The following is a 22,719-nucleotide window of genomic DNA, read 5'->3' on the forward strand; positions in this document are numbered from 1 at the left end:
AATCGGGGTAACGAGGACGGGTTCGGCAGGCGCGAGCCTGCGGTGCAGTGCGTTACCAGGCAGGAGCCCAACGCCGTGAACGATTTTCTGGTAGCTACCTTCGCCAGAAGGTGGTGATTCGCATTGGATTCCCACCATCCACGCTCTGGCGAGTGTAGCTACGAAACGCAAATGCCGTAATTTGCAGCATAAAAATCGTTCGCGGCGTTAGGCAGGAGCCTGGGAACGAGTTTTTTTACGACGCTTCGCTGTGGGTGTCGGGTTCGATGTGGACGTGGACGTCGCGGACTCGTGGCATTTCGATTAGCAACATGTCTTTGACGTCGTGGCCGATCCGATGGCCTTCTTGGACCGTCATCTCGCCGGGGACTTGCACGTGGATTTCGACGAAAAATTCGAGCCCACTTTTGCGGATCCGCAACTTCTCGACATACGACACGCCGGCAACCGCTTCGGCGACTTGACGGGCTCGCGCCACGGTTGCCTCGTCCGCTTGCTGATCCATCATCTCGCGTGCAGTGCTAGTGAAAATCCGGATCCCGGTGATCACTAACATGCCACAAACACACAACGCGGCGATCGGATCGATGTACGGCCCCCAGGCACCCATGTACGGCGACACTAATAATGAAACCGCAACGGCCGCCGATCCTAATGCGTCGCTGCGATGATCCCACGCGGTCGCTCGTAGCGCCGATGAATCGAGTCGCTTGGCAACGCGGGCGGTGAACCGATACGTCACCTCTTTGACCAATGCACAGACGGCTGCGATCCAACCGGCTAACGCTGCGGGGACTCGCAATTCACCGCCGAATCGCTTTGCGGTTTCGATCGCCAACAATCCTGCACTAAATGCGACAAGCAGTGCGACGCACAAACCGGCAATCGATTCGGCTTTGGTGTGACCATAGGGATGATCGTCGTCCTCTGCGAGCTGCGCAACACTCAGCGCCCCGCGTACCGCCAGCGCGCTGGCGACATCTCCGATGGAATTGACCGCGTCGGCAATCAAGGCAGCGGAACCGGTCACGATCCCGCCCGTCATTTTCGCGATAACCAAGACGACATTGACACCCAATCCCCATACCGCCGCGCGGCCCGCGTCAACGTAAACACGTTGACGCACCGCAATGGTCGCTTCGTCACGAGGTGGGGAAATCGACAAGGGCGAAATCTCAGAGGTGGGGCGTTCGACGCATTCGATGAACGTTAATTTTCAAGCTTATCGTACCGCCAAACCATTCCAATTGAACCAGGGCAATTTCCGGATTCATCCCCCCACCGCGGCGAACCGTAACCTACGTTTTTCCAACGTGTGTCCGCATTTCCGTACTTTGCCTGCCTAAACCGCTGCCTGCGAAAACGAATCCATGAGTCATCGCCCCTCCCAGACCGCAAAACCGGAACAAACCGGTTTGTCGACCCTTTGGTTTGCTGCCACTACGCTGCTTGGCGCGTTTTTGGTTTTCCAAGTCCAACCGGTGATCAGCAAATGTGTGCTGCCGTGGTTCGGTGGCACGCCAGCGGTCTGGACCACTTGCATGCTGTTTTTCCAGCTGCTGTTGTTTGCTGGCTATTTGTACGCCCACGTTCTAAAAAGTTATTTCAAACCCGCCGTTCAAGGCGTGATCCATTTGTCGCTGCTGAGCGCCGCCGCATTGAGCTTGCCGATTGAACCGTCGGATGCCTGGAAACCCAGTGGTGCGGAATCGCCGACACTCTATTTGCTTTGGATGCTGTTGTGTCACGTCGGGCTGCCCTATTTTGTGCTCTCCAGCACCGGACCGCTGATCCAAGCATGGCTTAGCTACCAAGATTCAAGCGACAAGATCTATCGACTCTACGCACTCTCGAACGCCGGTTCGCTGCTAGCACTGCTGAGCTATCCCTTTGCAGTCGAACCATTTTTGTCGGTATCGCATCAATCGGTGGTGTGGTCGCTGATGTTTTGTGGTTTCGTCTTGATTCAAAGCGTGGTCGCGATTCGGCTGTTCCGCGTCGTCGATCGCGGCGAGAAGCAAACGACTGCATCCGCACCCGCGTCCAGCACCTCAGGGCAAATCCCGTGGCAACACCGTCTGGCTTGGGTAGTACTGCCCGCATTTGCATCGACGTTACTGCTTGTTGTCACGAATCACGTCTGCCAAGACGTCGCAGTGATCCCGTTTTTGTGGGTGCTGCCGCTGAGTCTGTACCTACTCAGCTTCATCATCTGCTTTGATTCGCCACAATGGTACAAACCAAAATGGATTGCGTTAATCAGTATCCTGGCGATCGCAGCGCTCCGAAACAAATATTTGCTGCCGTTCTCGTTTCAACTGCTCACCGAAGCCAGCTGTTACATGGTGCTGCTATTGGGCGTGTGCTTGTTGTGTCATGGCGAGGTTGCTCGCGTGAAGCCCGCGCCGCAGTGGTTGACCCAGTACTATGCGTTGCTATCCGCTGGCGGTGCGATCGGCGGTTTGATTGTCGCGGTGGCTTGTCCGTTGTTGTTCAACAATTTCACCGAACTTCCGCTGGCGTTGTCGGTTGCTTCGGCGCTAGCCGTCGTGATCTTTTTCGCCAGTCGGGGTTGGCAGTTGGCCGACTACGACTGGGACGCCGCTCGGCGAGTCAAGATTGTGGTGGTTGTGGTGATGGCCCTACCGATCATTGATTTGTCGATGAAAGGCCACGCCTCGGCAATCGCATCGGACCGCAACTTTTTCGGAGTGCTGCGAGTGCATCGCGACGAGGAAGGGACCCATTTGGTCCATGGCCGCACGATTCATGGCATGCAGCGACCGGGCGAAGCCGCATCAGAACCGACCGCCTACTACTATTACGACAGCGGTGTCGGTCGCGTGATCTCGGTGCTGCAAGAACGCTCGCCATCGATCAAAACCAGCGTGATCGGCCTGGGCTGTGGCGTGCTTGCCAGCTACGGACGCACGGAGGACGAATTCGACATGATCGAAATCAATCCTGCGATCCAGCGAATTGCCAACGAACATTTTACGTTTATGAGTGATTGTCCTTCGACAATTCGGCACCATCTTGGTGATGGCCGGTTGGTGATGGAACGGATGCAGGACAATCGCTTCGACCTGATCGTGCTGGATGCGTTCAGCAGTGATGCGATTCCGGCTCATCTGTTAACGACCGAAGCATTTGAACTTTATCGCACCCGGTTGGCGGCTGAAGGTGTGTTTGCCGTTCATGTGTCCAACAACCATCTCGATCTGGTTCCGTTGGTCCACCGGTTGGCGAAACACGCGTCACTGGAAAGCCGAGTTGTTTACGGAATCGGCGATGATGCGATCAGCGTGCGAAATTCCAGCTGGGTCATTTTGGCGGACGCAGCCAACCCGATCTGGGATCACCCGACGATGGAAACGGCTCGAGCGGCAAGTCCCGAACAACTTCGCGACGCGCCGTTGTGGACGGATCAGCACCACAATTTGGTCAGCGTACTGAATTTGTGGTAGTTGCAAGCAAAACCTTTGGGTGTGCAACTTGAGGGTTTGAAAAAAAAATTCTGCATCTTTTCTGGATTGGCTCAAGAAGTCGGAAAAACCGGTATTGCCCGTTGTTTCACGGGTTTGCTAACTTTCGCAGTGTCCCTGGGATTCAGTTTGTGCACCGCACGGTGATCAAATTGACTGGAGTTGTCGCCGTCGATGGACGATGAAACAAATGTTTCCGCCCGATTCGCGCTGACGAAAGTCTCTTTTCGCTACGACGGATTGCATCCTGGGACAAGGATAGCGGCGCTGACGACCGAAGCGGAAACGGTCAAAATCAAGTGATCTCATGGAAGATTTTGCTGGATAGGCCCGGTCATTTCACGCGCTTTCGCATCCATCGAACTAACCCACGGCGACTCATCACTGAGTTACGGGTGGTTTGATGGGAGTCACCAGTCCCAAACGGGAGCAATCAGATTATGCAAATTTTTGGCCCTTTTCGTATGTCCGCCTCGCAAAACGCAGGTGGGGCACAACGAACCCAATCCCCGACCCCCAATCTAGCGACGCCGAAGCAATCCGCATCACCTGTGGATCAACTCGACATCAGCAGTGCGGCGTCGGGCGTCAACCGACTTGAGGGTGCCATCGCCGGTGGCGGTGAGATCCGCATCGACCGTGTGGCCGACCTTCGTCGCCAAATCGCCAGCGGCAATTACGACACCCCTGAGAAGATGGACGCCGCCTTGGAGCGGATGTTAGACCAGTTCGCATAGCGAAGTGACACTCGCACGACCCATCCCGACTCGGTTTTCACCGATTCGGCGTGGTCAAAGTCGAAAATATGCGGTAAGACAGTGTTAGGGCATTCAAACAGCTCGCAGAATTGGTGTACTCTTTGAAGAGGACCACCGCGAGCTGTTTCCTCCGTTCGGACGGCGAAATTCGCCCAGCAATGCACCGACGCTACCGCCAATACTTGTCAACGTGTCAGACTCATCATCTCCTTCGCTTCAACCGATTGACGTTTCGCTAACCCCTCAAGAGCGTTTTGAGGAGTATTTGCAGACGCGCGGGCTTAGACAAACCAGCCAGCGGAAAACGTTGGTGGACCAAGTCTTTAGCCATCACGACCATTTTGATGCCGACGAACTGATTGACCGCTTGCCTCGCAAAGGGGCCAAGAACTATGTCAGCAGCGCGACGGTCTATCGAACGCTGCGTGAATTTGTCGACGCCGGACTGCTGAAAAGCTTCCAGCTCGAGGGACGCACGGTCTACGAACACGATTACGGCTACCCCCAGCACGACCATCTGTACTGCACACGATGTCGCGAGCTGTTCGAATTTCAGAGCGAGCCGCTCACCAAGCTGCTCGAAGAAGTCGGAGTCGAGCATGGATTCCGCATCTCGGGTCACCGTATGATCATCCACGGCGTGTGTCGCGAATGCAGCAAGAACCGCCGCAAAAAGCGAAAGCAAGACCTAGTTTAGGCAGCGTGACTTTTGTTAGCGGTGCGGCGTAAGCATTATGCATTTTGATCGCGGAGCGATTAACGACTTATTCATCGCTTGGAACGCACTCGCGGAGCTGTTTCAAAATCGCACCGAAGACCAATTCGTTGGCATCAAAGTCGCGACTCTCAGCTTGGATCTGGATCACAAATCGCTGTTCTGCGATACGCGTCACGATGGTCCGCAGCATGACCAGCAGATCGAGATAATAGAATTTCAGATCGACTGCCAAACCATTGTCAAAGAAGGTATCGATGGGCAGGATTTCGGATTCCACCTCGTTGTACTCCAGAATGATGGCATCGCGGATCTCGTCAACAATCTGCTCGTCCAGATTCTGACTCTGGTCTCGGACGATTGAACAGAACCCGCCGCTGGGCAGCTGCAAGGTCGCACTGTTTCCGCCTTCATCCTCGTCGACAACGGCTTTCCAGTTATCCGGATACAGAAAACGAAGTCCGAATTCGTCAAAAGTTGCTGGCATTTTCTCGTTTTGAATTTGCGTAAAGACGGAGACAAACCCCGCCGCGGAAGGGACGATGGTCAGAAAAAAACTTTGTCAAAAAGACATGCGGAAGTGGGCTTCCCGCACCGATCTTTACATTGCATTTAGCAGGGAAATCTTGCTAAAAGGAGACAAAGAACGTTCTTTTCCCAACGCGATCGACCTCAATGAAATCGAATTTCGCCCTCATGATACTGATGATAGCGGTGTTGGCGTTAGCCGGCTGCCGCTCGATTCGGCGGATCGGTGAAAGTCGACAATCGATTGCGGCTAGGCGGCTTTCCGGGCAGGGCTTCAAAGCCATGCACAACAACCAGTGGGATGTGGCTGAAACGCTGTTCAGCGACGCCTTGGACGTTTCAGGTGCCGATGACCGCGCCCATTGGGGACTAGCCGAGTCGCTGTGGCAACGGGGCGAGCATGACGCGGCAATTGAGCACATGGAACAAGCGGTGCGGCTCAGTGCCAGCGACCCCAAACGTGTCCAGCGTCTTGGCCGCATGTATCTGGAAGTGGGACGCGGCCAAGAGGCTCAGCAGCAAAGTCTTGCCGCGTTGGCAACGGCCCGAACCTCCGCAGACGTGTGGGCATTGCGAGGGGATTGCCTGCTCGCTGCAGGCCAATTGCCCGATGCACTGGCTGCGTATCATCGTGCGTTAGCGTTACAACCGGATTTTCCCGAAGTGCAATTGCAGACCGCAGAAATCTACCACCAAGAACACCGCTATGGGCGGCTGCTTGCGACGCTTGACCGGTTGCAAGATGGAGTGGGAACCGATGCGACACCAGCCCGAGCCGATGTGCTGCAGGGGATTGCGATGCGGCAACTCGGACGTAGCGACGAGGCTCAAAAATGTTTTGTGCGTGCGGCCGAGAAAGATCCCGCCGATTCCACGGCGCGTTTAGAGCTCGCCACCTTGCTGCTGGATCAAGGCAACGTCGAAGCTGCCAAAGAATCTCTCGCGATGGCATTGAAGCTGAATCCCAATTCGGTGGGCCCCAATTCGCTCGGCGGCGACGCGAACTGGGCTAACGAGATCCGAAAGCAACAAGAGCGACTGGCCAACGAAGAGCACGGGATCAACGGTTCGCCGCGGTTGCGATAAACGGTTCCCAACACATCGCCAGACACGTTTCACGACGACGGCTCATACGGACCGTAACGGTTATTCAACCAAACCGGGTGCCGAATTGTTCAGGTGAAGTCGAAAACCTGACAGAAAAACAGTTCCGACGGCCGCCCCTTTCGATTTTGCGAGCTAGGCTTTTGATGGATTACCACGCTCATCCAGCTAAGAGTGAATAGATGCAACAATCGAATGTACCCTCCAACTATCTGTCAGCGGTAACTCCGGAAAACTTTTCGGTTTCAAGTCACCCTGCGTCCACTCCCGATGCCTTTGTTGATCGCCGCGGAAGCAGCGCAGCGAAGCCTGGCGGAGAACGTCGCCAATTCGGCAGTTCGCATTGCGGGCTTTCCGACGACGGACGTCAACTCGCCGTCGCGATCGACCAATACAAGTTGGAACATCATCGACGATACATCACGTGTGACGAGATGCTGATGGTGATCGAAACTCTCGGCTATTCCAAATAACTTATTTGATCAGCGGCTGCAGCAATTGCCGACGTGTGACCACCGATCGCATGTCGCCGTGATCATCAAACAAGACCGCCACATCACTTGCGGCGTCATAGAGCCGCAACAAAATCCGCAAATGGCGATCCGTGGTACGCCCACGAATGACCGGCTTGATATCGACTCGCGGATTCGCCACACATAGATCGGCGTAACGCAGAAAGCCGATAATTCGCCCTCCGCGTTGAACCAGCACGATGGGATGGTTGCGACGCCGAGCCTGGTGTTTTGCATCCAATACATTCACTGGAGCTTGGACGATCGCCAATCGTTGCGGCGTCACTCCGTATGAAACCGCAGGTTGATTCCCCACCTCAAATAGGTTCTGCGCGAGTACACGTTGACCGGCAGCCAGGATTCCAGCCTCATGACCGTCTCTGAGCACTTGGTCTAATTCACCACGTGCCATCGCCAAACGAACGCGAAACGGAGTCTCGCCGGTAATCAAACGCAGTGCGTTACCCAGCAAACCGAGCAAAATCGTGATCGGAGCGAACAACAAAGTGGCAAACAGCAGGGCAGGGCGGGTCGCCCGCAACAACCGATAGGGTGCGTGAAAGAACAAATACTTTGGCAACAATTCACCGAGCACAAAGACCACCGGCGTCATCAAGACAGGGCCAATGATCTCGGCACTGGCGCTGTCGCCAAACAAGATTAGTGCTGCCATCACAATCGCCAGACTGACGAGATAGTTGGCGATATTGTTGCCGACCAACATCGTGGCCACAAAAATGGCCGGATGATTCAATAGCCATACGACACCTCGTGCCATTCGCGAACCACTGAGCCCATCGAGCACCAATCGAGTTCGCGAAACTCGATAAAGTCCGGTCTCACTGCCGCTAAAAAACGCACTCAGCATCAACCCGATCACAAAGATAATCAGCGTGATAATCACGACAACGTCTCCGGCGAAGAAGACTGACTTGATGTGTCACGAACATCGATCCATACTGCGTCATTGTTTTCCTCGACGACTTCGAGCGTAAAACGATCTAGCGGAGCGTGATCTCCGACTCGCGGAAGACGTTCGTTGTGCCGCTGAATCAACCCAGCCACCGTCGTCACTCCTTCTTCGATCGTTTCGATCCCTAATCGCTTGGCGAGTGCACGAGCACTGGCGGATCCGTGGACCCGGTAGTGATTCTCTTCGAGCATTTGAATGGTCGCTTCGCCAATCGTATCCATCTCGTGGGCGTGACGCGAGGCAAAAACATATTGCAGGATATCATCAATCATGATCGCGCCGATCACTTCGCCGAACTCATTGACGACGACGGCAACACTGCGATCATCATCATTTAATTGATCGAGCACCTGAGACACGCGAGCGGACCAGGGTACATAAATCACCGGTTCCATCGCATTGGCGATATCGTCGATTTGACTTGGACGCAAAAGCCGAACACTGATGGCCGCGTTGATCGATTCGCCATCCGCTGCGGTAATCAAGACGTAACCGTTTAGCGGAGGTTCCTGGCTAAAGATCTGATCGAGCTCGTCAACTTTGTAGAGTTGTAATTTGCTTCTCAGCCGCATCAGTTCGGCAACGCGAATTTCGGCCATTTCGACAAGTCCCGACAGCACGATTCGCTCGCGTTGCAGCAGCGCCGCGTCATCGGTTCCAAGTTCGATCGCGCGTTCAATATCCGCGAGATCAATTTCGGGCTCGGGGCGAAACGACGGCCAAATCAAACGGCTGACTGCAAGATTGGTTGTTTTGACCAGTGGCAACACGGGGCCAACGATTTTGACCGCGACGTTCAGTGGCGGCGCGACAAGCAAACACAACCGCGCCGGCGCGAGCACCGCGATACTTTTGGGCAACATCTCGCTAAAGAAGATAATCACCATCAAACTGCCGGCCGTAAAGCCAATGGCCAGCGATGATCCGCCCGCCGGATCATTCTGAATATCGGTCCCCACGATCGAGGCGATCGCAAAGTACGTCATGTTGATCAATAGGTTCCAAAACAAGATGGCGGACAACAAGCGATCCGAATCATCCAGCATGGATGCGGCCATTCGCCCCGTGACGCCACGTCGTTTCAGCCGCAAACGCTCGCGGTGAGGCAACGAAAAGAACGCGGCTTCGCTGCCGCTAAAGAGTGCGCTTAGCAGGATCAATACTCCCATGATCAGGAGCCATCCCCAAGCCGCTAACAGTGAACTCAAGCGGAATCTCCACCAGCGCCGCGATCGCGGTCAAGCGAAACATCAAACTCGCTCAGTGCGGGAATCATCATCGCAGCGGTTGTGAATCCGTAACCGACGACCAACGAAAACACGACAAACAGGTGGTCGGTTTGCAACAAAAACTGCGTGATCGCGTAAAACGTAATCAAGGGCAACAAAAACGAAGCGGCAAAGATTGCCGAAGACGGATTCCGCCACCCCAGCGACGCGAAAAGCGCCGCCCCGCCGCCGAGAATCATGACCAAAAATGGAGCCAACTGAAGCTGGAACGCGCCGCGAAAACTGACCATGATCGTCATGCAAATCGCAATGCCAACACAAAGAAAAAAGACGGTCCCAAGACTCGCGAGCGTCGCGGTGCGTCCGGCCACATAATTAAGCCCCGAGTGAATGCCCAACATCGAAACAAAGACATACAACGTGATCGCACCGACGAAGATATACGTCGCATTCTCAACCGTCATGACGCCGTTGGCCGCCAAATAAACGACCAACGCAAGCGGCAACAGGATCATCTCTTTGGCAACGTAAAGCACCCCCAGCAGTTTGCCAAACACAAACTCGCTGGGCGAAAGATCAGTCACCAATAACAAGTCCAGCGCCAATCCATCGCGTTCGCCAGTGACTGCATTGACCGCCAACGCGTTCACCAATACCAAGCTGATCACGCCCAGCGCCGCCAATGGCAACGTCGCAGCGGGAAGGGCGCGGCCAATCCGGCCCGCAGGTTCCATCGCCACTCCGCTTTCGATTTGAATATAGAGGGCGCCGGTGACCAACAAGAACAAGGCAACAAAGGCGACTCGGATCACGACTACTTTGCGGCCATAAGCCCAGGTCATGATCTCGCGCCACAAAATCGGATTCTTCCAGACCTGGCGTGCCTGACGCACTTTCCAAGTCGCTGGCTCGGAATATTCTCGCTGCTCTTCGGACGTTTCTGGTTCAGGTGCTTTCAAGCGAACGTCACGCGACGGATTCCAAATACGAACCTTCATCACGCCAAACAACAACGTCGCGATCGACATGCAGATCGACAGCCCGACAAAGTAGCTGATCCCAATCGCCGTCTCGCTCGACAGACTGGCCAACGGCGAGGCCGCCGCCAACAGGGCTCGAGGCGGACTGAGTGCCAAAGCGACTGTTTCGGGAACCCCGCCGATGACTGCAATGATCTCGGCGATTGCCATGTACATCAGCAACAACAGCACGGTCAACGCAATCGCTTGAAATGTTTTCTCGCGCCACAATCCGACGACGGTACCGACCGAACCAGCAAACACGATCGTCGCGGCTGTCACCACAAAGACGCTCAGCACTTGTGCGGGCGAGACGCCACCAAGCAGCGGCAGCACCAAAAACAAAGGCAACGCGCAAACCAGCATCGAGAGCGGCCCGAGCAGACTGGCCGTCAATTTACCTACGACGACCTCAAAACCACTCAGCCGCGTCATCAAGAGCAGTAAGAGTGTGCGGCGATCTTTTTCTTGCGCCACACTACTCGCAGCCCCGACGGCCGCCAAACTGCTGAGCACCAAAAATTGCAACGGCGACAACAAGGCAAACATCCAGCCGCCAAAGCGAGCCGAATCTGAAGTCGTCAACAGTGACCGAGAGCCGTCGAGCACCAAATACCCCGTGCACAGCAGCAAAAACAGCACCAGCACGTAGACGCCTCGACTGAGGTAGGTCTTGGGCCGTTTCGGAACGACCAACGCTTCGCGATTAAATACGGGTCCGAGCATGCTGATGTTAACGTGGCGGTGATGAGGAATAATACGATTGTCTACAGGTTAACAAACCCATCGTGGCGATACAGCCACCATGGATCCGCCTCTGGCCGCCAATTTGGGACGTTTTCCGGGTCCATTCGCAGCAGATCGCACCTTTCACTCCGGCCCAAGGGATGCCAATCCTTGGGAAATCCCCCATCGGGCCGTGTGTTTGATGATTTATCAATCTAATCCGCAAATCCAGCCTCTTCGGCCATCTATCGCACAAAATCAGCATGACCCAACGGAAGCCCTCCGTACTACGCGCCATAGCGCACTATGGTTTTGATAACGGAGTCCGAGTTTTACAGAAAGCACTGAAAGCGAATGGCTGGCTTTTAATACAGGTGCTTGGGGCAAGCCATAATCGCGATGAAATACCGACAAGAACAAACCATCATGATCAAGCCATCTTTTAAACGCGCGGTCGTCGAATTCTTGCGAGAAGAAGACGGCCCGACGGCAGTCGAGTACGCAGTAATGCTGGCGTTGATCCTTGCCGTTTGCATCAGTTCAGTCTCGTTTTTGGCCACGAAAACGCAAGAAAGTTTTGTGACGTCGGGCAATGCGATCGACGGTGCGTTCGGCAGCTAGTGCTAACAACGGACAAATCTGCGGACAAAATACGATGGACCTGAAACGATTTTCGTCTAACTCGACTCGCAAACATGTGATTGCCGATCCGCATGTTCAAGGGGCCATTTTGCGCCGTGTGGCGCTCTACACGTTTGCGGCGATCCTGTACTACAGTGTCGTCTTCGGCTGTACCGTTTTTCTGTCGGACCGCGACGGCACCACGACCGACCGGATGATCGAATGTCTCGATGACGCGATCACTTGGATCCCAGGGCTGTTCGTGATTTTGCCGATTGCCGCCTACGATCTGCTGGCGACCACGAACCGATTTGCCGGACCGATCTGTCGCCTGCGGGGTGAACTGCAACGTCTGATCGCCGGCGAGAGCCCTCGTCCGTTAAATTTTCGCGAAAACGATCACTGGAGCGAAATCGCGGAATTGTTCAACGAAGTCCGCGAAGAACTGCTGGTGTTGCGTGAAGAGTCGCAGAATCCAACGGGGCCACGAAAAACAGCGGATTCGCCCAAAGAAGTCGTTGACGTTCTTCTGTAGTCGGATGAATTTTGGACACTTTTCGGTAATCGCCGGCGAAAAACGCTCCTGCCTAGGCTTCTGTCTGGGAACGCACTGCTTTCGAGGCTCCCGCCTCGTCTTTTCACGCACGGCAGACGGGAGCCCAATGCCGTGAACGATTTTCTGGTAGCTACCTTCGCCAGAAGGTGGTGATTCGCATTTGCGCGCCAACAATCCACGCTCTGGCGAGCGTAGCTACGAAACGCAATTGCTGTAATTTGCTACCAGAAAATCGTTCACGGCGTTGGCAGGAGCCCGGGGAACCAGTGGTGACGTTCACCCAGATGTGTCGATTTTTGCATCCATTTCCACTTTGGGTCGTCAATCGCCCTGTCCGCAATCGTCGTATGCCTCGTGATATGGCATACTCTTAGGCGACATCCTGACCGAATCAACGCGAAAGTGGACAAGACAGCATGGAGTTGCTCGAAAAATCTTTCAGCGAGGATCGATGCATCCTGGACCTTGAAGCATCAAGCCTCGATGACGCGCTGGGTAAGATCACCCATGAACTTACCCGCCGTGGAACGATCACCCCCGAGCAACGGGACCCCATCCTCTCATTGCTGCTGCAGCGAGAACACAGTGCAGCCACGGCGATTGGCCAGGCGGTTGCAGTTCCGCATGCCTACAGCGAAATCTTAACCGAACCGCTGGTCGTTTTTGCCCGCTTGCGGCATCCGATCAATGCGGGCGCCCTCGACGGAGTCGGGGTCTCTTACATCTTTATGCTGGTCGGGCCCGAAAAAGCCGCTCGGCGTCATATCGACACGCTGGCCGCGATTGCTCGTTTCATGAGCGATTCGGAAGCTCGTTACGAGCTTCGCCATGCCAAGAACGCTGTGGGGCTGACCGAAGCGTTCCAGCATTTTCAGACTCGGATTGCCCCGACCGCACCTGTACCGGAAACCGATGTTCACAAAGGGTTACGCTGGACCGGTCGTTTTGCCGGCGGATTGATCGGTGATTTTCGCCGTCGCCTGCCTTATTACTTTTCCGATTTTCGCGATGGCGTGCATGGCAAGAGCATCGCTTCGATCATGTTTCTGTTCTTTGCGTGTTTGGCCCCGACCGTCACGTTTGGCGGGATCATGGGCGTGGCGACCGGTGGACAAATCGGGGCAGTCGAAACGATTTTGGCAACCGCGATCGGAGGAGCCTTGTATGCGTTGTTTTCTGGTCAACCGCTGAACATCATCGGGACCACCGGTCCATTGTTGGTGTTCATCACAACGCTTTATACTTTGTGCGTTCAGCTCGAAATTCCTTTTCTGCCCACGTACGCCTGCGTCAGTCTGTGGGCCGGCGGTTTGACAATCTTGTTGGCAGTTACCGACGCGAGCGCTTTGATGCGTTACTTTACGCGTTTTACTGACGAAATCTTTGCCGCATTGATTTCAGTCATCTACATCTACGAAGCCATCTCGTCGCTGGCCCGCGAATCCCAAGACATCAATGACGTTGCCAACCCATCGCATGCGTTGCTGACACTGCTGCTAGCACTTGGAACGTTGTACTTGGCCATGAACTTGCAAGCGTTCCGCCGCAGTCGATTCTTGTTGCCGTGGATGCGTGAACTGCTGGGCGACTTTGGCCCCACGATTGCATTGGTCGCGATGAGTGCGGTCGGTATCTGGTTGAGCAACGTCGAACTGGCAAAACTCGATATTCCCAATGAATTCGCTCCCTCGCTTCATGGCGGTCGATCTTGGTTTGTCAATCCGATGGATGCACCGAAGTGGGTGTGGTTTGCCTCAGCGATACCGGGGGTACTCGGCGCCGTACTGATTTTCCTGGACCAGAATATCACCGCTCGCTTGGTCAACAGCGCTGATCATCGGCTGAAGAAAGGAACCGCGTATCACTGGGACCTCGGCGTGATTGGCGTGCTGACCGGCGTTTTCAGTCTATTCGGACTTCCTTGGCTGGTTGCTGCCACCGTGCGATCGCTGAATCACGTCCGCAGTTTGGCGGATGTCGAAGAAGTGGTGACACGTAGCGGCGAGCGACGCGACCGTGTGATTCACGTCCGCGAAACACGCTTGACTGGTTTAGCCATTCATCTGGGCATCGGCGGATCGCTGATTGCATTGGCCCTATTGAAGATGGTTCCGATGGCGGTGCTGTACGGCGTCTTCCTGTTTATGGGGCTGGTGTCGATGAAAGGCAACCAGTTCCTCGAGCGTCTCACGCTGCTGCCCATGGAAAGCAGTCTGTACCCACAAACGCACTACATGCGACGTGTCCCGAAACGAGTCGTGCATCTATACACGATTCTACAACTCGTCTGTTTGGCAGTCCTGTGGGTGATTAAAAGTAGTGCGATCGCGATTGTCTTTCCGCTGTTCATCACGCTGTTGGTACCGATTCGGATCTTGGCAAATCGCTTTTTCAAAAAAGAGCATCTTGCGGCGCTCGACGCCGCGGAAACGCCAAACGAATCCTCCAGCAGCCTACCAGGCTAGTGTGGGATAGGCTTCCAGCCTGTCGAAGTGGAATAGGCTTCTAGCCTGTTGCCGGGCGCAGACGAGTAATTCGTCGACCGTTGACCTTGGCGTCGCACCTTAGCTACGCGATCGTAGCGAAAGTCGCCAAGACTTTCGGCAGTTTAGGGTGCCCGCCGAAACTCTTCGTGAGTTGCGCTACCCTGAGCTTGATCTCTCAAAGCAAAAGGAATACTACTGTGCCGACTGGTCGCGTGCTTGGCGACGCTGCACACTTTGCTGGACGATCGCTTGCTTTTCCGCTGCGGAAGCACCTGACCAACGAGCGATCTCCATGCGACTGCGAAAACAGCCGACACAAAGATCACTTGGATCAAGCGAACACGTTCCGATGCATGGCGATGCCACATCATCATTGCCATTTGCAGTGGGATCACTCATTGCGAATTACCCTAGCAATTGCCAATCGAACATGTCCGACGACGACTCGAGTTCGTCGTTCAAACTGAAATCGTCTACCACGTCATTGGCAGCGAATCCATCACCCGCCAATTCCCGCATCACTTCATCGACGATCTCGGCAGTGCTGCGAGATAGTCCCGCAGCGGGTGTCAGCGAAACGCCTTCGGTGGATTCGACCGCTGCATCGGTTTCGGCCGGATTGGCCAGCACGCTTGGGCTCACAGTGGTCGACATAGCGGTCGAAACAGGCCGGGGCAGGGCGGTCGCCAATTCGGACTCAGCCGGCGGCGTCTCGATGCTCTTGTTCAGACGATTGATCACATTCAATGCATCCAGTGCCGTAACTTTGCCGTCGCCCGAAACGTCATAATACATCCCGGTAAAATCAGCAAGCGATTCGATCACTGGCAGACTCGATTGTCCTTGCAACGGCAATCGGTTGATGATTGCAAGCGCGTCCGACGCGGTCACGGATCCGCTGTTATTGACGTCCCATCGATCTCGCGAATTTCGCCAAGGCGAATCGCTGATCACCAATATCTCAACCCCTTCAAAACGAAGCACTTGTGCGAACACACCGGACACGAAGGTTGGATCCGCGAGCGTCCAACCCGTGCTCGCGGTGAGTTGGGACACGCCGATGTGGAGCACCATCGAAGTGTCGGGACCAAACGCCTGAGCGATTGCGTTGGCATCCAGACTTAGCAATTTCGCCTCGGTCGTCGCGATCACCACTTCTTCGAAACCGCTGATCTGGTTAGCCAGGAACGCAGCGAGATCGACTTCGCTTTCCGACAGTGTCACAGTCAAGCGATCAAACCCTTCGCCGCCGTTGATTTTCAACGTCGACAAACCCGTTAGCGTAACCTCGTCGTTTCCACCCGCCAGATCGAGCGTGACCGATTGGTCACCCACGACAGCGGCATCCACACTCAGGTGCTGAGCGCGATCGTCGCCCACCCACTGCAATCCGTCTTCCGTATCGGTCAAAGCAAAGGTGTTCTCGGAATCGAGATCACGAATCATCAACACGTCATCTTGGCTGACCAATTCGATGTTCTCGATCGCAACTTCTTCGATAACCAAAGGCAGCGAAGCCGATGCGGCACTGGCAAACGCAGCGTCCGATTCCTCGGAAACCACCGACACGACGAGTGAGTGGGACTCGTTTTCTTCGATGACGAAATCAGCGATGCCGGTTACGGTCACCGTTTGTGGAACATTCCAGTTTTCGCTCGTGAACACCAACCGCGTCTTATCGAGCTCGTAATCACCCGAGTCGGATTCGGCGACCGCAAGTACGACATCGGTCGTCGGCTGTGCCGTCAAGCGAACTTCGAAAGTATCCGACGTCCCCGATTCACTGACTTGTGTCGTATCACCGCTAGCCACGAGTTCGATTTCCGCGACTTCGTCATCGCTGACTTGAATTGTGCCCACACCGTCGGCGAAACCGTCGGCAGTGACAGTCACCGTTTCGTCACGATCACCATCAGGCCGCAAATTGTTGATCACATCGATCGTGATCGATGCCGATCGTTCATTTGCGGGAATCGTGATCGTTGCAGGTAGGTCGAGGCGCGAATCGACAACGCCGCTGAGCGAAACCACCAGCGACTCGGATATGTCCAAGGTATTTCGCGACACGGTCAATCCAACGGCGGCTTCGCCGGCATCTTCATTGACCGCAGCAGCCGAAAACTCGATCGACAAGCCAGCTTGATCCACTTCGGTCAGCTCGATTGAGGCGGTGGAATCCAAATAGCCATCCGCCTGGATCGTGATCGTCACAGTTTGATCCTCACCCGCCAATCCGTCCGAGACGACGTCACCGGCAAAGGCGACCGAGCGACTGCCCGCAGGAATCGTCACGGTCGCGGGCAACACGATGCCGCTGGCGGAACCAACATCGAGGGTCACCTCGAGTGCCGAGTCTAGGTTGGCATCATTTCGTGAAATCACGCCCGTCACCGCACCTACGCCGGCGTCTTCGGCGAAGATCAATTGATCAAGCCACAATCCAACCTGTTGCTCGTCGTCATCGACCACGCTGAGCTGCCCCGGCGCCGATGCGTAACCATCCACCGCGGCGGAGACGGCGATCGTCTTGTCGCCACTAGCAACGCGATCGTTGATCACATCAAACGAGAACTGCGCGACGGCGCTACCCGCGGGAATCGTCACCGTTGTGGGCAATAACAAACTGCCCGACGGGTCGGCATTGATTGTCACCACGAGCGGATTCGACAAATCATCATCATTGCGATGAACAATGCCGTGTCCCGCAAGCTCGGCAGCGGGTTGGACACGCACATCATCGACCGCAAAATAGGCGGGCGTATTCATCCCAAACGCTCCGACATCCGACGAAGCGACGGAGAGCTCGAGGCGATCGGCTGCTGCGATTTGCGTCAAATCGACTTGGGTCCAATCTTGGACGATGTAGTCCAATGAATTATCGACGAAACGATAATCGGCAAGATAGAATTCCACGGTTCCAATCAACTGATCGTTCGCATCCAATCCTTCGATCGTCAACAACAAGTAATCGGGATCGTTGCCGGATTCGCCACCAAACTTCTTAGCGAATGCGTCACCTTCGGTCATCGAGAGTGCTGCGTAAGTCGTGTTGGTGACCATCAGCGAGTCGAACAAACCGTCACTGTTCTTCTGAATCACTGCCGCCGAGCTGCCGGTCGCACCCGTGCCCACGGCGTAGGTCGACGATCCATTCGCTCCACTTCCTGCAAACGCACTGAACTGGTTTCCGTAACCCGCCGTAGTTTGGTCAGTTGTGTTCGAAAACGCCCAACCTGACCATGATCCCCAAGCCGGATTGTAGTTATTGGCAAAGACAAGGTTTCCCGATTGGAAGCTTCCCGCACCGTCCTGGCCTTTGTAGAACGAGTTATCGAGCAGTCGCTGTCCCGCATCCTCAAAGTCTGCGTTTGCATTACCAAGCGACTCATTCAGCTCGCTCGAACCGAGCGTAACCGTCAACGTCGACTGATCGTTATCCTCGATCGTTACCGTGGTTTCACTCGTTAGCGAATCAGCAGTGGCAGTGATCGTCACGACCACGTCGCCGTCGACAACGATGTCATCGACAATGCTCAGCGGCACCTGGATCGAGGATTGTCCGGCAGGAATCGTCACCCACATCGGCACTCGCACTTGGCTCGCATCACTGCTGGTGAGCATCACGTCGAGGGATTCGGACACTTCGACATTTTGTCGCGACACTGTGATTGAAGGAGTCGGGTTGGCGGGATCAATTGGCTGGGCGATCACGATATCGTCGACAGCAAAGTAGGCCGGCGTGTTCATTCCGAACGAGCCGACGTCCGACGAACTCAATGCAAACTCGAGCTTGACGGCATTCTCGAGTGACGACACATCGACCACTGTCCAATCGTCAACGATGTAGTCGAGCGTGTCATCGTCGAAACGAAAATCAGCCAAATAAAACTCGACTGTTCCGACCGACTGACCGGCTTCGTTCACGCCTTCGATCGTCAACAAGAACCAATCAGGATCGGATCCATCATCGCCACCAAATTGCTTGGCAAACGTGTCACCGTTGGCCATCGACAATCCGGCATAAGTCGTGTTGGTGATCGACAACTGTTGGAATCCGACACCGTTGTCGCTGGCGCGAGTAATGCTAGGCAGGTCGGCGGCGTAGCCTGATGACACGGCGTACGTCCGTGAACCATACGCTCCGGCACCTGCAATCGCACTGTATTGGTTCAGGTAGCCGGGCGTCGTCGTATCGGTCGTATTGGAGATCGCCCAACCGGACCATGAACCGTAGGTGGCATTGTAGGCGTTGTTCAGAGTTAAGCCATCGCTGATGAATTGCCCATTTCCGCCGGCCCCATTGTCGAACGATTCGTTGGCTAGTCCGATGCCTAAATCTTCAAACCGAGTGGTCGCAGCGGCATCGGATTCACTGAATGTACTTTGGCTCGCGGTCACCCGAATCGCAGGCTGGTCGTTGTCATTGACATCGACCGAACTCGACAGCGAGATAAAACCAGCCGCGGCCGCGGTGAACTGAACCCTGGTGGTTCCATTATCAACACCATCATCGACGGCTAATATCGTGAAGGTCGCTGAGGACGCGCCCGCGGGAATGGTGACCGTCGAGTCAACCGAAGCAATTGTTGGCGAAGAACTCGATAGTTGGACCGTCAGTGCTTGGCTCGTGTCGGCATAGATCCGAGTCAGCGTTCCGGAAACCGTGGTTCCTTCGCCGATCGTTGCGGAGGCCACTGACACCGTCAATGTGGGAACCTCGTCGTCGATGATCGTGATCCCGCGAACCGCTTGCAAGTCGCCTGAGGTTGCCGTGATCGACGCCACAATATCCCCGTTACCTTGGTTGTTATCGGTCATCCCGATTGCGAAATCGACAAAGGCTTGGCCAGCGGGAATCATCACTGTCGCCGGAATGATCAGTCCCGCGATGTCGCTCGAAAGGGAAACCGTCATCGCGGCGGACAAGTCATCCCCGCCGCGTGTCACCCGGCCGGTGGTCGCGGTGGCACCTGCGTTTTCGACAATCCTATGATCCAGCACATCGACTGCGATTCCCGGGGTCAAAAAGGACAATTCATCCATCGCAAAGTAGGCGGGGGTGTTCATTCCGAACACGCCCACGTCCGACGAGGTGACCCAAAACTCGAGCGAATCCGCATTGGACAACGAGCTTAAGTCAACTTCGGTCCACGCATCCACGATGTAGTCCAGCGAAGAATCGTCACTGCGATAATCGGCTAGATAAAAACCGACCGTTCCAACACTCGCACCCGAATCGTCCTTACCTTCGATCGTCAACAGGAACCAATCAGGATCGGCCCCTGACGCTCCGCCGAACTTCTTCGCAAACGAGTCGCCGTTCTGCATCGACAAGGCGGCGTATGTCGTATTGGTGATCTGAATCGACCGCAGCGATCCCGCATCTTCGGGCAACGTAACCTTCGCGACATCCTCACCCGTCGATGAGGCAAAAGACACTCCGTAGGTGGCTGAATCATTCGCACCGCTACCGGTGATGGCACTGAATTGGTTGGCAAATCCTGGGGTCGAAGTGTTGGTTTCGTTGGAGTACCCCCAACCCGACCATGAACCATAATCAAGCGAGTAGGCGTTATTTAACTGAGCTTCGTCGCTCGTGAATTCCCCCTTGGTGACTTGATCTCCAAAGGGTCCCTCACTGGTCGTGCCACCGGAAACGGGCCCGTTCCAGTGCGACTCGGGCGTTAGCGACTGACCGACATCCTCAAATCCTACTGACGAAACCACATAGGGAGCTTGGTTGATTACGCCGATGGCATCGAGATCAAACCCGGCGCTGCCCACGGTCGGGAAGGGGTCATAGACCGTGTCACCACTGGAATCGGTTTGCGATCCGTCGCCGACAATATCCACGAGTCGAACATGAGTGATTGCACTGACATCTAAATTTACACTGACACCTGCCAGATCATTCAGATCGAAGGGCGTCCCAAATCCCTGGCGATACTTTCCGGCAAAACCATCAATGTTCGTCGGATCAACGCTGCCAAAACCACCGACCGATGACTCGGTCAACGAGTCGGTATCAAAACGAAAGAAGTCGGTGCCGTTCGAGGAAACTTCGACATAGGCGAGTTCGAGAAACGTGTCGGTCACACTGTTTTCGAAGACAGCAAAATCAGCTCCCAGTCCATCGCGGATTGGAATATCAAAATGCAACGTGATCTCGCCGCCACGACCGAGCGAAACGATATCGAAGCTGCTTCCCACCGCGGGCCCTAACGCCTTGTCGGGTGTTTGGAACGTCGCGCTGACTTCGGTACCGGGAGTGTATTGTTTCCAATCGGTTGCCCAGGCAACGATTGCGGGATCATCCATCGCGATCGCAGTGCTGCCAATCTGGTCCGCCGCAGGTGCATAAGGCCCCGCGGCCAACAATCGTCGATCCTCGAGTAGTTCGGTAGTCAGTCGGCGGCGACGGCGGAGTTGGTTTGTACGTTGACGCATATTGGTTGTTTATTGTGTGGAGAGTATCAGTGTGCAGGAGTTCAATCTCGAGCGACACAAAATGTTACAAACAGTATAAAAATCAAAATTCGGAGACCACTTCATGACCCGCGCGCGTGCAAATTGCCGCTAACACAGTCAGATCCATGCTCTCGTTGAGGAAACGAACCGATCCATCGGCAAAGGCTGCATTGACTCCTTGCGGATGAAAACTTCGCATGTCGTTTTCAAAACTGGGGGCCTTGTTGATCGGAAAGGCTTGATCAAACAAGTTCTTTCCACTGATCCATTGGCCATCCGGAAAATCAGCGTCCTCGGATACCACGACCGTCGTCGAAGTGCCGTCCAAAATGTCACGAAAACGCAACGCTCGGTCGTAAATCATCACTCCCGAGGGTGGATTGTTGGTGGTCAGAATTCGTTCGCCGTAGATGCCGCCGTAATCGGTCACGCCGCGACCTTTTTTCAAATTGTCACTGCGAGGTGTCGAAGGACAGATGAATGTCGAAATGACCGACGCTGCGGCGGCTGCGTTTTTCGGGTCGTCATACGGAACGCCGAAATCAATCTGCTGCCAAACCGCGGTCTGTTCGAGTTGCGGCAACATCATCGCCGACCATGCGAACTCTTTGCCTTTGGGCCACAGCGGGCGTGGTTGGATCACCCCGATGGGAAACTGGTTGAAGGCGGCGTGATAGTTCTGCAGCCCCAAACCGATCTGATGCAAACGACTGTGACACTGCATCCGACGTGCGGCCTCGCGAGCCGCCTGTACCGCCGGCAAAAGCAATCCGACGAGAGTCCCGATAATGGCAATCACGACCAACAGCTCGATCAGCGTGAAGCCTCGCTGGTGACCGCGAGAGCTTGATCGATTTATGTGTGAGCGCGAAACCGACCGCGGATGACAGGCTGGAAGCCTATCCCACAACGGGTTTGTTCGTTCACAATCGAGGAACCTCATCGACGTACCGCCAACGATTTATAGGGAAGACCGAGTGGATGTCGCCGGATGTCCACCGCTGTATTCGCAAACGCGAAGGGCAGGGGAGGGTAGCCGACAGCATTCATGCCAAGGAAAATCAACAACAGCGACTCACTGCAAAACGCCTTTTGCACAGCGAGACGGTTCGATCATGACGCTAACCTCACCCAAGAAGGTTTTTCAAGAATTACTGCGTAAGCACAACAGGGTTGTTGGCAACCATGTTGCGTGCAGCGAGTTCCAAAGCATCCGGTGACGCGGTAGGTCTTCTGACTTAGGACGCATGCCAGCTTCTCCGCCTTCTCATTCCCAAATCGGCCGACGCCCGATGGCGACAAACGCGATTTGAAGAACAATGGCACGAAAGAGTGAGACGTTGGCGGTTCGCGAAAACGTCACAAAGTGCGACATTCCTCGCGAACAACATCCGTTACAGCGGCCGGGCCGTCTCGGAATTTCACCGAAGTTCCCTGTTTCCGCAAAATCCAAGATCCGTTGACTTTGCGGCACCGCTCACCGTTAATTGACGACTCTATCGGCTTGCCAAATCATTGTCAAACGCCCAAGTTGCAAGG

Annotated in this window: 16 protein-coding genes and 1 riboswitch; of the genes, 8 read left to right on the forward strand and 8 right to left on the reverse strand. The window is 55.0% G+C overall.

Features of this window, described 5'->3' with window-relative positions; translation table 11 throughout:
- Positions 1 to 235: 235 nt before the first annotated feature.
- Complete coding sequence (locus SH528x_RS33075) at positions 236 to 1,165, reverse strand: cation diffusion facilitator family transporter (RefSeq protein WP_442507684.1); 930 nt, start codon at positions 1,163 to 1,165, stop codon at positions 236 to 238.
- A 205-nt stretch (positions 1,166 to 1,370) separates the two neighbouring features.
- Between SH528x_RS33075 and SH528x_RS33080 the strand changes: the two genes are divergently transcribed.
- The 3 genes from SH528x_RS33080 (at position 1,371) to SH528x_RS33090 (ending at position 4,940) form a co-directional block, all read left to right on the forward strand.
- Complete coding sequence (locus tag SH528x_RS33080; protein ID WP_442507685.1) at positions 1,371 to 3,467, forward strand: spermidine synthase; 2,097 nt, start codon at positions 1,371 to 1,373, stop codon at positions 3,465 to 3,467.
- Positions 3,468 to 3,949: 482 nt separating this feature from the next.
- Positions 3,950 to 4,222, forward strand: coding sequence for a flagellar biosynthesis anti-sigma factor FlgM (locus SH528x_RS33085; RefSeq protein ID WP_442507686.1), 273 nt, complete (start codon positions 3,950 to 3,952; stop codon positions 4,220 to 4,222).
- Positions 4,223 to 4,433: 211 nt separating this feature from the next.
- Positions 4,434 to 4,940 (forward strand): Fur family transcriptional regulator, encoded by a 507-nt coding sequence (locus SH528x_RS33090; RefSeq protein WP_442507687.1) that lies wholly within the window; start codon positions 4,434 to 4,436, stop codon positions 4,938 to 4,940.
- A gap of 67 nt (positions 4,941 to 5,007) precedes the next feature.
- Here the strand turns inward: SH528x_RS33090 and SH528x_RS33095 are convergent, their stop codons facing one another.
- Entirely contained in the window at positions 5,008 to 5,445 is a 438-nt protein-coding gene (locus tag SH528x_RS33095; RefSeq protein ID WP_442507688.1) for a hypothetical protein, read from the reverse strand.
- Positions 5,446 to 5,654: 209 nt separating this feature from the next.
- Here SH528x_RS33095 and SH528x_RS33100 point away from each other — a divergent pair, with 209 nt between their 5' ends.
- On the forward strand, positions 5,655 to 6,572 hold the full coding sequence (locus SH528x_RS33100; protein ID WP_442507689.1) for a tetratricopeptide repeat protein: 918 nt from the start codon (positions 5,655 to 5,657) through the stop codon (positions 6,570 to 6,572).
- A gap of 200 nt (positions 6,573 to 6,772) precedes the next feature.
- Positions 6,773 to 7,063 carry a hypothetical protein gene (locus SH528x_RS33105; protein WP_442507690.1) on the forward strand — a complete coding sequence of 97 codons (291 nt, stop codon included), beginning with the start codon at positions 6,773 to 6,775 and terminating at the stop codon, positions 7,061 to 7,063.
- A gap of 1 nt (position 7,064) precedes the next feature.
- On the opposite strand, the gene SH528x_RS33110 is transcribed toward SH528x_RS33105, so the two are convergent.
- Genes SH528x_RS33110 through SH528x_RS33120 form a run of 3 tightly spaced genes read right to left on the reverse strand, consistent with a single transcriptional unit; the run spans position 7,065 to position 11,049 of the window.
- Positions 7,065 to 8,006, reverse strand: a complete 942-nt coding sequence (locus tag SH528x_RS33110; protein WP_442507691.1) for a CNNM domain-containing protein — start codon at positions 8,004 to 8,006, stop codon at positions 7,065 to 7,067.
- A complete protein-coding gene (locus SH528x_RS33115) occupies positions 8,003 to 9,283 on the reverse strand; it encodes a CNNM domain-containing protein (protein WP_442507692.1) in 1,281 nt (426 codons plus the stop codon). The genes SH528x_RS33110 and SH528x_RS33115 overlap by 4 nt, the downstream gene beginning before the upstream one ends.
- Complete coding sequence (locus tag SH528x_RS33120; RefSeq protein ID WP_442507693.1) at positions 9,280 to 11,049, reverse strand: hypothetical protein; 1,770 nt, start codon at positions 11,047 to 11,049, stop codon at positions 9,280 to 9,282. The genes SH528x_RS33115 and SH528x_RS33120 overlap by 4 nt, the downstream gene beginning before the upstream one ends.
- A gap of 426 nt (positions 11,050 to 11,475) precedes the next feature.
- On the opposite strand from SH528x_RS33120, the gene SH528x_RS33125 reads away from it, so the two are divergent.
- From SH528x_RS33125 to SH528x_RS33135, 3 genes are all read left to right on the forward strand, one after another.
- Positions 11,476 to 11,670, forward strand: coding sequence for a Flp family type IVb pilin (locus tag SH528x_RS33125; protein ID WP_442507694.1), 195 nt, complete (start codon positions 11,476 to 11,478; stop codon positions 11,668 to 11,670).
- Between the two features lie 34 nt (positions 11,671 to 11,704).
- Complete coding sequence (locus SH528x_RS33130) at positions 11,705 to 12,205, forward strand: hypothetical protein (protein ID WP_442507695.1); 501 nt, start codon at positions 11,705 to 11,707, stop codon at positions 12,203 to 12,205.
- Positions 12,206 to 12,642: 437 nt separating this feature from the next.
- Complete coding sequence (locus SH528x_RS33135) at positions 12,643 to 14,691, forward strand: PTS sugar transporter subunit IIA (RefSeq protein ID WP_442507696.1); 2,049 nt, start codon at positions 12,643 to 12,645, stop codon at positions 14,689 to 14,691.
- 213 nt (positions 14,692 to 14,904) lie between these two features.
- On the opposite strand, the gene SH528x_RS33140 is transcribed toward SH528x_RS33135, so the two are convergent.
- The 3 genes from SH528x_RS33140 to SH528x_RS33150 form a co-directional block, all read right to left on the reverse strand.
- A complete protein-coding gene (locus tag SH528x_RS33140; RefSeq protein WP_442507697.1) occupies positions 14,905 to 15,111 on the reverse strand; it encodes a DUF1289 domain-containing protein in 207 nt (68 codons plus the stop codon).
- 6 nt (positions 15,112 to 15,117) lie between these two features.
- Positions 15,118 to 21,159, reverse strand: a complete 6,042-nt coding sequence (locus tag SH528x_RS33145) for a DUF4465 domain-containing protein (RefSeq protein WP_442507698.1) — start codon at positions 21,157 to 21,159, stop codon at positions 15,118 to 15,120.
- Positions 21,160 to 21,241: 82 nt separating this feature from the next.
- Positions 21,242 to 22,039 carry a DUF1559 family PulG-like putative transporter gene (locus SH528x_RS33150; protein WP_442512225.1) on the reverse strand — a complete coding sequence of 266 codons (798 nt, stop codon included), beginning with the start codon at positions 22,037 to 22,039 and terminating at the stop codon, positions 21,242 to 21,244.
- A 347-nt stretch (positions 22,040 to 22,386) separates the two neighbouring features.
- A riboswitch (cobalamin riboswitch) is annotated at positions 22,387 to 22,672 on the reverse strand.
- Between the last annotated feature and the right edge of the window lie 47 nt (positions 22,673 to 22,719).

It is taken from the genome of Novipirellula methanifontis, assembly GCF_052161655.1.
GTDB lineage: Bacteria > Planctomycetota > Planctomycetia > Pirellulales > Pirellulaceae > Novipirellula.